Annotated in this window: 12 protein-coding genes and 1 pseudogene; 9 read left to right on the top strand and 4 right to left on the bottom strand. The window is 71.5% G+C overall.

Features of this window, described 5'->3' with window-relative positions; genetic code table 11:
• The first annotated feature begins 150 nt into the window (after positions 1-150).
• Genes ACSIH6_RS34740 through ACSIH6_RS34730 form a run of 3 tightly spaced genes read left to right on the top strand, consistent with a single transcriptional unit; the run spans position 151 to position 1,348 of the window.
• On the top strand, positions 151-972 hold the full coding sequence (locus tag ACSIH6_RS34740) for a helix-turn-helix domain-containing protein (RefSeq protein ID WP_435112565.1): 822 nt from the start codon (positions 151-153) through the stop codon (positions 970-972).
• The gene (locus tag ACSIH6_RS34735) at positions 969-1,148 is read left to right on the top strand and encodes a DUF397 domain-containing protein (RefSeq protein ID WP_435112564.1); all 180 of its coding nucleotides are present in this window, start codon (positions 969-971) and stop codon (positions 1,146-1,148) included. The genes ACSIH6_RS34740 and ACSIH6_RS34735 overlap by 4 nt, the downstream gene beginning before the upstream one ends.
• Before the next feature lie 23 nt (positions 1,149-1,171).
• Positions 1,172-1,348: a DUF397 domain-containing protein gene (locus tag ACSIH6_RS34730; protein WP_435112563.1), complete on the top strand. Its 177-nt coding sequence runs from the start codon at positions 1,172-1,174 to the stop codon at positions 1,346-1,348.
• 142 nt (positions 1,349-1,490) lie between these two features.
• On the opposite strand, the gene ACSIH6_RS34725 is transcribed toward ACSIH6_RS34730, so the two are convergent.
• Positions 1,491-2,258, bottom strand: coding sequence for an AraC family transcriptional regulator (locus tag ACSIH6_RS34725; protein ID WP_435112562.1), 768 nt, complete (start codon positions 2,256-2,258; stop codon positions 1,491-1,493).
• Between the two features lie 83 nt (positions 2,259-2,341).
• Between ACSIH6_RS34725 and ACSIH6_RS34720 the strand changes: the two genes are divergently transcribed.
• Positions 2,342-3,154: a sulfite exporter TauE/SafE family protein gene (locus ACSIH6_RS34720; RefSeq protein ID WP_435112561.1), complete on the top strand. Its 813-nt coding sequence runs from the start codon at positions 2,342-2,344 to the stop codon at positions 3,152-3,154.
• Positions 3,155-3,450: 296 nt separating this feature from the next.
• Here the strand turns inward: ACSIH6_RS34720 and ACSIH6_RS34715 are convergent, their stop codons facing one another.
• Entirely contained in the window at positions 3,451-4,590 is a 1,140-nt protein-coding gene (locus ACSIH6_RS34715) for a sensor histidine kinase (RefSeq protein WP_435112560.1), read from the bottom strand.
• A gap of 388 nt (positions 4,591-4,978) precedes the next feature.
• Between ACSIH6_RS34715 and ACSIH6_RS34710 the strand changes: the two genes are divergently transcribed.
• Together ACSIH6_RS34710 and ACSIH6_RS34705 are read left to right on the top strand one after the other, a co-directional pair.
• Positions 4,979-6,274, top strand: coding sequence for a DUF418 domain-containing protein (locus ACSIH6_RS34710; protein ID WP_435112559.1), 1,296 nt, complete (start codon positions 4,979-4,981; stop codon positions 6,272-6,274).
• Positions 6,275-6,480: 206 nt separating this feature from the next.
• Positions 6,481-8,371: pseudogene (locus tag ACSIH6_RS34705) on the top strand (S9 family peptidase).
• Between the two features lie 152 nt (positions 8,372-8,523).
• On the opposite strand, the gene ACSIH6_RS34700 reads toward ACSIH6_RS34705, so the two are convergent.
• Positions 8,524-8,766, bottom strand: a complete 243-nt coding sequence (locus tag ACSIH6_RS34700) for a PLDc N-terminal domain-containing protein (RefSeq protein WP_061078783.1) — start codon at positions 8,764-8,766, stop codon at positions 8,524-8,526.
• A 509-nt stretch (positions 8,767-9,275) separates the two neighbouring features.
• On the opposite strand from ACSIH6_RS34700, the gene ACSIH6_RS34695 reads away from it, so the two are divergent.
• Positions 9,276-10,523 carry an MFS transporter gene (locus ACSIH6_RS34695; protein ID WP_435112558.1) on the top strand — a complete coding sequence of 416 codons (1,248 nt, stop codon included), beginning with the start codon at positions 9,276-9,278 and terminating at the stop codon, positions 10,521-10,523.
• Positions 10,524-10,643: 120 nt separating this feature from the next.
• Positions 10,644-11,144, top strand: coding sequence for a TetR/AcrR family transcriptional regulator (locus tag ACSIH6_RS34690; RefSeq protein WP_435112578.1), 501 nt, complete (start codon positions 10,644-10,646; stop codon positions 11,142-11,144).
• A gap of 99 nt (positions 11,145-11,243) precedes the next feature.
• Here the strand turns inward: ACSIH6_RS34690 and ACSIH6_RS34685 are convergent, their stop codons facing one another.
• Positions 11,244-12,470: an MFS transporter gene (locus ACSIH6_RS34685; RefSeq protein WP_435112557.1), complete on the bottom strand. Its 1,227-nt coding sequence runs from the start codon at positions 12,468-12,470 to the stop codon at positions 11,244-11,246.
• Positions 12,471-12,602: 132 nt separating this feature from the next.
• Between ACSIH6_RS34685 and ACSIH6_RS34680 the strand changes: the two genes are divergently transcribed.
• Positions 12,603-12,965 (top strand): LysR family transcriptional regulator (locus ACSIH6_RS34680; RefSeq protein WP_435112556.1); only part of this gene is annotated, 363 nt, incomplete at its 3' end.

The raw sequence follows: 12,965 nt of genomic DNA, 5'->3' as shown, positions 1-12,965 counted from the left end.
GTGGATATTTCGCCCGATATGGGCTGCGAAGCTTTCTACATTTGCTTCGTCACAAACCTTGCCAAGTGGTCTGCCTGCGGCGCTATGCTTACCACTGAAGACGGTAAAACTTCTATGGCCAGTGGTAGGTCCGGTTAGCCTGGTGGTGAAATGGCGCAAGAAGAAGATGGAGACGAAGCTGCTCGGCTTCGTTTCGGGAAGCTCATCAGGAAACTCCGAGGTCAGGCCGGGCTTTCTCAGCAGGAACTCGCTGACCTGGCCGTGATCTCACAGAGCGCCGTCAGTGATTTGGAACTGGGGAAAAAGGGGACGCGGAGAGACCCAGTAGCACGACTCGACAAAGCCCTTACCGCTCGGGGTGTGCTCGTGGACGCATGGGACGCAGTGTTCTCCGGAACCGGGATGACCGCGTACTTCCGCGAGGCGGCTGAGGCCGAGCAGGCGGCAACGACGATCCGCGACTACTCCCTGGGCCTGGTTCCTGGCTTGTTCCAGGTTGAGGAGTACGTCCGGGCGATCAGTGAACTCGCTGAGCCAGACGCTACTCCCGGAGTCATCGACCAGATCGTGAACGCACGACAACACCGTCAGCAGATCCTGGAGCGCTCGCATCCTCCGAAGATCACGATGCTCCTGGATGAGGTGGTGCTGTTGCGACGCTTCCGGAACCCAGAGGTGATGGATGCTCAGATCAGCCACCTGATCAATCAGTCCTACCGTCCGCGCGTGAACATTCAGCTCGTGCCAATCGCAGCCGAGGGGCATCCGGGTCTGGGCGGGTCCTTTACGCTGATGGCTGTACCTGGGAACGGGGCGTTCGTGTACGTCGAGAGCCAGCAGACCGGGATATCGCTGAAGCAGCCCGAGGTTGTGGCACGCTATGACCGAACGTTTGCGGAGTTGAGGAGCGCCGCGTTGCCGGTATCGGTGTCACGGTCCCGCATGGAAGAGATTCGAGGCAGCATCACATGATGACCGAGGACTGGAGCAAGTCCAGCTACAGCAACGGTAGCGGTGGCCACTGCGTGGAGGCCCGTCGTGACCAGGCCGTCGTCCTGGTTCGCGACACCCAGAACCGGCCGCTCGGCCACCTGTCCGCCACGGCTTCGGAGTGGACGGCTCTGCTGGCTGCGGCGCGTAATCAGTAGCAGCAGAACATGAAAGGTTTGCGATGACCGAGGACTGGAGCAAGTCCAGCTACAGCAACGGCACCGGTGGTGACTGCGTGGAGGCCCGTCGCGACCAGGCCGCCGTCCTGGTTCGCGACACCCAGAACCGGTCGCTCGGCCACCTCGCGACCCCGACCGCCGAGTGGGCAGCCCTGGTCAGCGCCGTTCGCGCCCAGTAGTCCACAGACAGGACCGGCCCCGCCCAGACGAACCGGGCGGGGCCGTTTCCATGCCAGTCCCCGCCCCTCCCCAGCCACCGCCGCAGCACCAGCGACCTGCCGGGGTAGCCCGGACGACTCCGCAGGACCCACGCGCAACCGCTCACTGACCCGCCGCGTAGTCGCGGGGCGATGACCCCAGCACGCGCAGGAACATCGTGGAGAACGCCGACGGGCTTTCGTACCCCAGCCCCGTCGCCACCCTGGTCACCGGCTCACCCCTGGCCAGCAGCGGTAGCGCGTGCAGCACGCAGGCCCGCTGCCGCCACCGCGCGAAGCTCATACCGGTCTCCGCCCGAAAGAGCCGGTGCACCGTCCGCTCACTGACGTGCAACCGCCTCGCCCACCGCGTGGGCGGATCATGGACATCCGGCGCACCCAGGAACTCCTCGCACAGCGCCCTCAACCCCTCGTGCCCGGGCAGCGGCAGATCCAACGGCAGCGGTACGAGCCGACGCAGTTCGTGCAGCACCAGCGCGAACACCGCCGCGTCCCGGCCGTGCGGGGAATAGCGCGGCTCCAGGTCCACCGCCGTCAACAGCAGTTCCCTGAGCAGCGGCGATACCTCCACCACCTGGCAGCGCCCCGGGAACCACGCGACCGCGCTCGGTTCCAGGTACAGGCTCCGCGTGCTCACCCCCGCCATGACCACCCGGTGGTCGGTCCGGGCCGGGATCAGCACGGCCCGGTGCGGCGGCACGGTCCACTCCCCGTCCGCCGTCTGGACCCGCATCACCCCCGTCGCCCCGTAGAGGAACTGCGCCCGCCGGTGCCGGTGGGCGGGCAGCACGTGCTCGGGCGGGTAGTCGGTGCCGATCGCCAGGACGGGCCGGTCGATGGAGTCCACCTCGGCGACGGGGATGTTGCGCACGGGACCGAAGCTACCGGATGTTGTCCGCTGCGCGAAGGATGGTGGCCTTCTTTCGAAAGCGCGCCAGCGTCCGCCTCCCTAACGTGGTCGGGGTGCTCACCTTCGTCCTGCCCCTGCTGGCCCTGGGCCTGCTGACCGGCGTCACCACCGTCCTGTTCGGCTTCGGCGGCGGCTTCGTGGTCGTTCCCGTCGTCTACTACGTCACCCGCGCCCAGGCCGACCCGGGAGTGGACCCGATGGCCGTGGCCGTCGCCACCTCCACCGCCGTGATGGTCGTCAACGCGCTCAGCGCCACCCTCTCCCAGCACCGGGCCGGACGGCTGCGCCGCGACTACGTGTGGCCGCTGGCCGCCTACATCGGCGTCGGCGCGGTGCTGGGCTCCCTGGTCGCCACCGTCGTCGGGGGAGGGGCCCAGCGCGTGCTGTTCGTCGCCTACATCGCCATCACCCTGCTCGACACCCTCCTGCGCAGGGGCTTCCTGACCCGCGACCCCGACGCCGGCCCCCGCCTGCTGGGGCGGCGCACCACCACGGCGGGCGGGATCGGAATCGGCGCGGTGACCAGTTTCCTGGGAGTGGGCGGCAGCGTCATGACCGTCCCCCTGCTGCGCCGCCGGGGCCTGCCGATGGGGGAGGCGGCCGCGATGGCCAACCCGCTCAGCCTTCCCGTCGCGGTGGCGGGCACGGCGGTGTACGCCCTGTTCGGCGACGGGGGCGGAACGGGGCCCGGCCACCTGGGATCGGTCGACCTCGTGGCCGGGGCCCTCCTGCTCGCCGGGTCGCTGCCCGCCATCGCCGTCACCCGCCGCCTGGTGGGCCGGGTGCCCGACCGGGTGCACGCGGTCTCCTACGTCGTGCTGCTGGCGGTCGTCCTCGCTGCCTTCGTCCTGGTGTGAACCTGTCCGCGACGGGCCGCTCCGGTCGCTCGCGGGAACGCCGAGCCCGCGCGGCCCTGAAGTGGACGGCCCGCCTGAGGCCGACGCGCTGGGACTGGATGGTGGAGCAGGGCGCGGCCGCCGGGCACCGCGTCGACGCGCTCGTCCAGCCCCCGCCGACGCACTTCGACAGGCCCTACCGCGACCACCGGGGCGAGGCCGGGACGGAGACCTTCGCGATGGACGTCGACGCCCTGACCCTGGACGCCCGCGCCTGGTTCCAGGAGCCCTCACCGCGCTGCTCCGGGGCCGAGCGCTCACCTCTGCGCGGTGTTCCCCGGTCGCGGCGTGGGAGCGAGGTGCGGGAACCGCGCGGCCGTCACGAACCGTCCGCCCTCGTGCTCCACCGTCAGCTCGCCCCCGCTGTCGGCCACGCGCTCGCGCAGGGCGGCCAGCCCCCGCAGCCGCGTGGGCGGCTCCTGGGGTGCGCCGTCGTTGACGATGCTGATGCCGGTCTCGGTCAGGGTGATGCGCACCTGCTCGGCCTGGGCGTGGCGCAGGATGTTGGTGGTGGTCTCGCGCAGGACCTGGCCCAGCAGCTCGCCCGCGCCCGGGGCGGCCTCGGCCCGGCGGTCCACGCGCACGTCGATGTCGGCGGCCTCGAAGAGGTTCTTGGCGTTCTCCAGCTCCGCGGACAGGTTCAGGCGCCGTTGGGCGTAGGCCAGCTCCCGGGTCTGGGTGATGGTGTCGCCGACCAGGGTCTGGATCTCGCCGAGTTCCTCCTCGGCCCGGTCGGGGGCGGCGCGCACCAGTTTGCGGGCCAGCGCGGTCTTGAGCTTGACCACGTGCAGGGTGTGGCCCTGGATGTCGTGCAGGTCGCTGGCGAAGCGCATGCGCTCCTGGGCCACGGCCAGCTCCGCCTCGCGCTCACGCGCCGCCGCCAACTCCGCGATGAGGTCGTGCATTGCGTGGACGAGGATCGTGAGCACGACCCCTCCCAGGGCGACGCCCGCCGAGGCGACCACGTACTGGAGCAGGAAGTCGACCACGCCCTCGCGCGACACCACCAGTTTCGCCGTGAGCCCGGCGGCGGCGAAGACGGCGATCCCCGCCGTCGCCGCCCGCTGGTGGCGCGGCAGTTCGAGGATGATGATGGTGGCCACGATGGCGAACCCGTAGGCGGGCATGGAGACGTTCATCAGGAGCATGCCGAGCAGCCACAAGGTCGCGTTGACGACCAGACCGGCGAGCGTGGCTCGGGAGAGGCGGCCCACGTGCCACCGGTTGACGATCAGCAGGGTCACGGCCAGGCTCACGGCCATGAGGAGCGCGTCCCGCCACGAGGTGGCGTTCACCGCCACCAGCAGCGCCCCGACGGCGGAGATCGCGCCGGACACGAGGTCCACGTGGAGCTTGCGCAGCCGTCCCTGCGTCTCCTCGGTCTTCTCGGACGTCATGCGTGTCCCTTCCAGGTTCGTGTCCACCACCGTGCACGGTCCTTCGCCCCGGGTCCTGACGCCGTCGGAGCGGCGGTGCCCGGGCCCGTGGGGGAGGGGGCCGTGCGGAGCGGAGGCGTGTCAGCCGCGGTGTCAGCCGCTCCGGGCGCGGGCGAGGACCGCGTCCGCGCGAGGGCGCTCTCCGTGACCGGGCGCCGGGTGCGCCCCCAGTATTCTTCCGGCTCCGCCGCGTGCACCAGTGACGCCGCGTCATGACCTGACCCCGACAAACGTCACGGCCGGTTGGTGACGTGGTCCCACTGCCCCCGGAGCGCGACGACGGCTGCAATGGACACCTGTCCCCCGCACGCTGACCGATCGCCGCGAAGACCCTCTGGAGCCCGTCACCATGACGACCGATCGTGCCGAAGGCCCGCCCGCCGACCCCGGTGCCGAAGACCCGTCCGCCGTCCCCGGAGCCGAGGACCCGCCTGTCGCCGCCACCGACACCCGGGCCCCGGCGCGTTCGACGCCGGTCGCCGAACGCGCCCTCGCCCCGGACCTCGCCCGCGGCATGATGCTGCTGCTGATCGCGCTGGCCCACGTGCCGTGGTTCCTGTACCACGCGCCCACCGGCCTGGCCATGCTGCACCCCGTCGACGGCGGCCTCGCGGACAGGGTCGCGCAGTTCATGACGATCGTCGTCGTGGACGCCCGGACGCACACGATGTTCGGCTTCCTCTTCGCCTACGGCATCGGGCAGATGTACCGCCGGCAGAGGTCGCGCGGCACCAGCGAGAAGGACGCGCGCGGGCTCCTGCGCAGGCGCCACCTGTGGATGCTCGTCTTCGGCGCGGTGCACGCCGCCCTGCTGTGGCAGGGCGACATCCTGGGGACCTACGGTCTGATCGGGCTCGTCATGGTGCCGCTGTTCCTCAACCGCAGCGACCGCACCCTCAAGGTCTGGCTGTCCGTCCTGCTGGCCCTGGGCGCCCTGGTCACCGTCGTCTCGGTGGTCTCGGTCCTCCTGGCGCCGGACGCGGTGTCCACGGCCGCGGCGACCGACATGCAAAGGGCCAGCATCGCCGAGACGAGCTACCTGCTCTCCGCCGTGTTCCGCCTCCCGGCCTGGTTCTTCGGGCTGTTCTCGGGCCTGTTCACCCTGGCCCTGCCGACGGTGTTCCTGATCGGTCTGCTCGCGGCGCGGCACCGGTTCCTGGAGGACCCCACGCGACACCTGACGCTACTGCGCCGGGTCGCGGTCCTGGGCGTCTCCGTGGGGTGGGCCGCCGGAGCGGTGCTGGGCCTCCAGCACGTGGGCGTCCTGGACGCCACCCACATCTCGGCGGTCTCCGCGGTGCACTTCTACACCGGGATCTTCACCGGGGTGGGCTACGCCGCGCTCTTCGGACTCGTCGCGCACCGGCTCTCCGCCCGGGGGACCCAGCGGTCCCTGCCGGTCCGGGCGCTGGTGTCCCTGGGGCGGCGCTCCCTGAGCGGCTACCTCGCCCAGTCGGTGGCCTTCGCCCCGTTCCTGGCCGCCTGGGGTCTGGGCCTGGGCGTGTACCTGTCCAGCTGGTCGGCGGTGCTGGTGGCCGTGGGCACCTGGCTGCTGACCGTCGTGGCGGCGTTCTGGCTCGACCGTGCGGGCAGGCGCGGCCCGGCGGAGGTCCTGCTGCGCGGGCTGACCTACCGCAAGCCGTGACGCGCTCCTGCGACGGGGCGGTGCCACCGCCCCGGCATGACGTTTCCCCCTTCCGGCTCCTGACGCGGCGTCACTGGTGGCGCCCCGCAGTCGGGAGAACACCGAGAGACAGATCCCACCCGACGCCGGGGAGCCGTGGACGGACGCGAGGGCACGGCCCTCCCGGTCCACGGCTCCCGTCACCGAACACCAACGAGAGGGATGACATGGCACTGCCCGCGAGGATTTCGGTCGAGGACTTCTTCGGTGCGCCGGAGCGCGCCGGAGCGACCATCTCGCCGGACGGCACGCGGATCGCCTATCTGGCGCCGTGGAGGGACCGGCTCAACGTCTGGGTCCAAGGCCTCGGCTCGTCCGGGGGCTTGGACGGCGAACCGCGCTGCGTGACCGCCGACCAGACCCGCAGCGTGCAGAGCTACCAGTGGAGCGACGACCCGCGCTGGCTGCTCTACCTCCAGGACAGCGGCGGTGACGAGAACTGGCACCTGTTCCGGGTCGATCTGGACGCGCCGGGTTCGGCGGCGGTGGACCTGACCCCCTTCCCCGGGGCCAGGGTGGTGGGCTTCGAGCCGTCCCGGGGGCGGCCGGGGAAGCTGGCCGTCTCGCTCAACGCCCGCGACGCCGCCGAGTTCGACCTGCACGAGCTGGACGTGGCCACCGGCGAGCTCACCGTGCTGGCCCGGAGCTCCGGGTGCGGGGGAGTCCTGGTTCCAGGGCCGTGAGGGCGAGCTGTTCACCAGTTCGCTCAACGCCGACGGCGACCTGGAGGTCTCCCGACGCGATCCGGCGACGGGCACCCTGAGCTCCGTCCTGGTGCACGAGGGCGCCGACTACCCGGTGGGTGTCTTTCCGACGCAGGTCACCCCGGACGGGACCGGGATGTGGATCGGCTCCAACAAGGACACCGACCGTACCCGCCTGGTGCGCGTGGACCTGTCCACGGGTGAGGAGACCGAGGTGGACAGCCACCCGGCCTTCGACATCGACACGCGCGCGCAGGTCTTCCCCACCTTTCCCCCGCCGCTGATCCGGGACCGGCGGGGCGAGCTGCTGGGCGTGCGCTACATGGGTGAGCGCCAGGTCGTCCACGCCCTGGACCCCCACTTCGCCGAGGTGCTGACCAACCTGGAGAAGCTGTCCGAGGGAGACCTGGCAGCGGTCTCCTGCGACGACAGCGGGCAGCGGTGGGTCGTGGGCTTCACCCACGACCGCGACCCGGGTGTGACCTGGTTCTACGACCACTCCACCGGGGAGGCCCGGCTGCTGTTCCGCGCCCACCCGCACCTGGACCCTGAGGCGATGGCTCCCATGCGGCCGGTGACGATCCCGGCTCGGGACGGGCTGGAGCTGCCCTCGTACCTGACGTTGCCGGTGGGGGTCGAGCCGAAGGGCCTGCCGCTGGTGCTGCTGGTGCACGGCGGCCCGTGGGCGCGCGACAACTGGGGGTTCAACGGTTCCGCGCAGCTGTGGGCCAACCGGGGTTACGCGGTGCTCCAGGTCAACTTCCGCGGCTCCACCGGGTTCGGCAAGGCCCACATGAAGGCCGCGATCGGCGAGTTCGCCGGAAAGATGCACGACGACCTCATCGACGCCGTGGACTGGGCCCTCGCGCGGGGCTACGCCGCCCCCGACCGGGTCGCGATCCTGGGGGGCTCGTACGGCGGTTACGCGGCGCTCGTGGGGGCGGCCTTCACCCCCGACCGCTTCGCCGCCGCCGTCGACGTCGTCGGCATCTCCGACCTGGCCAACTTCATGCGGACCCAGCCCGCGTTCGTCCGTCCCGCGCTGGTCAACAACTGGTACCGCTACGTCGGCGACCCCGCGGTTCCGGAGCAGGAGGCGGACATGCTGGCCCGCTCGCCGATCAGCAGGGTGGAGGCGATCACCACACCTTTGATGGTGGTGCAGGGCGCCAACGACGCCCGCGTGGTCAAGGCCGAGTCCGACAACATCGTCGCGTCGCTGCGCGGGCGCGGTGTGGACGTGGAGTACCTGGTCTTCGACGACGAGGGCCACGCCATCGTCAACACGGAGAACCTGATCACCATGTTCGGCGCCATCGACCGCTTCCTCGCCCGCCACCTCGGCGGACGGTGAACCCGTGACCGGGCGCGGTCGCGCCTTCGCCAGGGCAGGGGCCAGAGGAGGAGTGAAGCCCCGCTCCGCCCTGGGCCTGGCCCGCGGTCGGTGGGGAACACGTGGGCGCTCCGCCTCCCGCCTCCCGTTTCCCGGGCGGCCGGGGACTCCGGTCAGTAGGGAACGCGGCTGCGCCCGACGAGGAACCACAGGATGGCCCCGATCAGGGGTGCGATGCAGACGAAGATGAGCCAGACGACCTTCATCGCCCCGTCCACCCGCGACGTGAGGATGCTGAACACCGCCGCGATGATCAGCACGACCGCCACCAGGGACACCACCACGAACCCGATCAGCAGGAGGATGGGGAGTCCGGTGGCGAGGAGGCCGGAGTCGTTCAGCGCCAGGAGTGGCATGTCGTTCCCTTTCGAGGTCCGGGTCGGGCGTCGTGTCCCCGTCCGGCCGCGGCGGATCCGCGGGCGGACGGGCTCCCGGCGGTCCGTCGGTGTGGGCCGACCGGGTGCCCCTGCGGGGACGAACACCACGCTAGGTGCGTAACCTGCGGGAGCGCATCCACCTGGGGAACCCACCGGGGCGGCTCCTAAGGCGGTACACCCCGGGGGCCGGCGTCGCTTTGGTCGGTGCGCCCACCGACTTTCGTCGGCGCCTCCCGGTCCCGGGACACGGTGCCGATGCCCTCCGCGGTCGGCGTGACCGTGCCGTTTGGGGGATGGGGACGGGCTCGGGTGTTCGCGGCTCTCCAGGGCGGAGCCGCACAGTCACGCAGCAGCGCGCGGCCATGTGTCGTGCGTCACTTTGGCTTGCGTCCGGGGGGCGTCGGGTAGAAATTGGGACGGACGTCCCAATTCATTGGCGGGGTGCTCCCCGGCCACGAATCCCGTACACGCGGAAGGACCCCTCCGTCATGCCCAATCCGTACGCGCAGATCTTCGCGGTGCGTGGAGCCAAGGGCTTCACCGTCGCCGGGCTCGTCGGGCGCATGCCCGTGGCCATGACCAATGTCGGCATCATCACGATGCTGTCCACCACCCACGGCAGCTACGCCCTGGCAGGTGCCGTGGCCGCCACCTTCACCCTGTCCATGGCGCTGATCACGCCGCAGGTCTCGCGTCTGGCCGACCGCCACGGCCAGCGCCGCGTCCTGCCCCCCGCTGCCGCCGTCAGCGTCGCGTCCCTGCTCCTGATGTTGCTGTGCGTGCGGTTCGACGCGCCGTACTGGGCACTCTTCGCGTTCGCGGTTCCCGCCGGAACCATGCCGAACATGTCCGCGATGTCCCGTGCACGCTGGACCGGGCTGCTGCGCGGCTCGCCCCGGTTGCACACCGCCTACTCCTTCGAGTCCGTGGCCGACGAACTCACCTTCATCACCGGCCCGGCGCTGTCGGTGGTGCTGAGCACCATGGCCTTCGCGCAGGCCGGTCCGCTGGCCGCCGCCGCCTTCCTGGCCCTGGGCGTCACCCTGTTCGTGGCCCAGCGCGGTACGGAGCCGCCGCTCCAGGCCGCCGGGGAGCAGGGGGCCAAGGGCGCGACCGCGCTCAGCGGCACCCTCCTGGTCCTGGTCCTGACCCTGCTCGCGGGAGGGGTGATCGTCGGCGCGGTCGACGTGGTCGCGGTGGCCTTCGCCGAGTCGCTCGGCGTGACCAGCGCCACCGGCGTCGTGCTGTCGGCCTACGCGCTCGGGTCGGCGTTGTCCGGTCTGACGTTCGGAGTGCTGAACCTGCCCTGGCGGCTCCACAGGATGCTGATCGTGGCCGTGGCCGGCACGTTCGTGACCACCCTTCCCTTCCTTATGGTCGGTAGCATCTGGACCCTGTCCGTGGCCGTGTTCTTCGCGGGGATCTTCTTCGCCCCCACGATGATCCTGGTGATGACGCTGATCGAGCGGACCGTCCCGCCGTCCAGGCTGACGGAGGGCATGACCTGGGCCCTGACCGGTCTGACCATCGGTACCGCGATCGGCACCTTCTCCTCGGGTCTGGCGGTGGAGGAGAGCGGCACCACGGGCGGCTTCCTCGTCGCGGTCGCGGCCGGCGCCCTTGCCCTGGTCCTGGCCCTGGCGTTCGCCCCGCTCCTGGGTCGGATCCAGGAGCGGTCCAGGCAGGCGCAGGAGGAGCAGGCCGCTGAGGGGGAGGCGGCCGGTGCCGCTGGGTGAGCGAGTTCCGGGGCCCGCACCGACCTCTGCCCCGCGGCACACCCATTCCGAACCGGAGGAGAAGCGTTGAAACACTCGGACGGACGCCGCCTGAAGGGCGAGCAGCGCCGCCAGGCCCTGATCGAGGCCACCCTGCGCGTCATCGAACGCGACGGGGTCGCCGGGGTCAGCCACCGCACGGTCTCCCAGGAGGCGGGGGTGCCCACCTCCGCCACCACCTACTACTTCACCGGTCTGGGAGACCTGCTGACCGAGGCCCTGACCAGTGTGATGGACGAGGACTCCGAGCGGATGCGCCGCATGTCCTCGGGCGGCGACCGTCGACGCGACCTGGCCGAGCTGTTGTCCAAGGTCGCCGCCGACCCGGGCCGCCTGCTGGCCGAGTACGAGCTGTTCCTGCTGGCCGCCCGCCAGCCCCACCTGCGCGAGGCCACGGACCGCTGGCTGGCCGCGGTCTCGACCTTCGCACGGTGCTACACCGACGATCCCGTGCGGGTCCGGAACGTGGCGGCGGTCATCGACGGCATCCTCCTGCACACCCTGCTCAGCGACACCAAACCCGACGCCGACGAGTTCGCGGCCCTGCTGGAGGACGTCCTTCCGCACGCGCCCCGGACCTGAGGCGTTCCATCCGCCGGGGCGACCGTGTGCCGAAGAGCGGGACAGCGCCCCGGACGCAGGCGCGGGTGCCGGGCGCACCCGCCCGGGAAAAGGGAGGGTTCAGGACGTGCGCGCGGGCGCCCGGCCCAAGAGGGCCGCGGTGAGCGCGCCCAGGGCCAGGGCTGTGGCCAGCCACAGGACCGCGGTGCCGCCCGCGCCGTCCAGGACCAGACCGCCCACCAGCGCGCCGAGCGCGATGCTGCCGTTGAACACGCCGACGAACAGCGACGAGACGGCCTCGCGTTCCTCGGGGGCCGCGCGCATCATCCAGGTCTGGGCGCTGACGGACACTCCGCCGTAGGCCAGGCCCCACACGACCATGAGCACCCCGGCGCCCAGGACCGTGACGCCGATCCAGGGGAGGAGGAACACCGATCCGCCCAGGGCCGCGCTGAGCACCACGAGGGTGGCGCGCGGGGCCCGGACGGCGCGCGGGCCCGAGGCGAAGTTGCCGACGACACCGGCCAGGCCGTAGACCAGCAGCATCGTGCCGACGAGTCCCGCACTGACACCCGCCGTCGTCTCCAGGACGGGGCGGACGTAGGTGTAGGCGGCGAAGTGGCCGGTCACCAGGAGCCCCGCCAGGAGCAGACCGGTGGCCACCCGGGGATCGCGCAGCAGGTCGGTCACACCGCTCAGGCGGGCCGCCCGCTCGGAGGGCAGACGCGGCAGCAGCACGACCATGGCGACCGCGACGAGCAGGGCCAGTACCGCGAACGCCGCGAAGGCGGCGCGCCAGTCGGCCAGGGCCCCGACGTAGGCGCCCACCGGGACGCCGAACACCGAGGCGACGGCGATCCCGCTGAAGACGGCGGAGGTCGCCGACCCCACCGACCGTTCGGGCACCAGCCGGGGCGCGAGCCCCGCCGCCAGCGCCCAGACACCGCCCATGCCCAGGCCGACGAGCACGCGGGCCGTGACCATGACCGCGAGGTTCGGCGCCCAGGCCGATAGCAGGTTGGCGGCGGCGAGCAGGAGCATGAGCGCCACGAGGACGACCTTGCGGTCGGCGCGGCCGATGAGGGTCGGGACGAAGGGCGCGGTGGCCGCCGCCACCAGGCCGGTGACGGTCAGGGTCAGACCGGCGGTGCCCTCCGTGACCTCCAGGGAGGCGCCCATGGGGGTCAGCAGCCCGACGGGCAGCATCTCGGTGGTGACGACGGTGAAGGTGCCGAGGGCCATCGCGACGACGGCGGACCACCCCCGGACGGGGGAGGGCAGGGGCGGCGAGGTCTGCGGTGGCGGGACCTGTGGTGACGAGGCCTGTGGTGACGGGGTCTTGGGCATGCTCCGAGTCAAGTGCCCTCCCGGTCGCCGAACAACGGGCGATCCCTCATACTTCGATCAGCTGGGCTCATCGATCCAGTTCCAGACTCCGGGGCCGGACCGCCCGGGCAGCGACGCCGGAAGGGTACGGCCGTGGCGCGGGAGATCGACTTCCACGAGATCGAGTGCTTCCTGGTGCTGGCCGAGGAACTCCACTTCGGCCGTACCGGCGAACGCCTCCACGTCTCCCAGAGCCGGGTCAGCCAGCTGATCCGCTCGCTGGAGGGCCGGGTCGGCGCACGCCTGGTGGAGCGCACCAGCCGCCGCGTCCGGCTGAGCGAGTTCGGCGCCGACTTCCTGGAGTCCCTGCGCCCGTCCTACGGCGCGCTGGTCAGCGTGTTCGAGGACGCCCGCTCCCGGGCGCGCTCCACGGTCGAACGGGTGCGGATCGGGTTCCAGGGGGCCGTCTACGAACCGCTGGCGCAGGCGCTCACCGTGTTCGAGCGGCGCGACCCG

This window comes from Nocardiopsis synnemataformans, assembly GCF_965343085.1.
In the GTDB taxonomy this organism is placed as follows: Bacteria; Actinomycetota; Actinomycetes; order Streptosporangiales; family Streptosporangiaceae; genus Nocardiopsis; species Nocardiopsis alborubida.
This window is presented reverse-complemented; position numbering and strand designations above follow the sequence as displayed.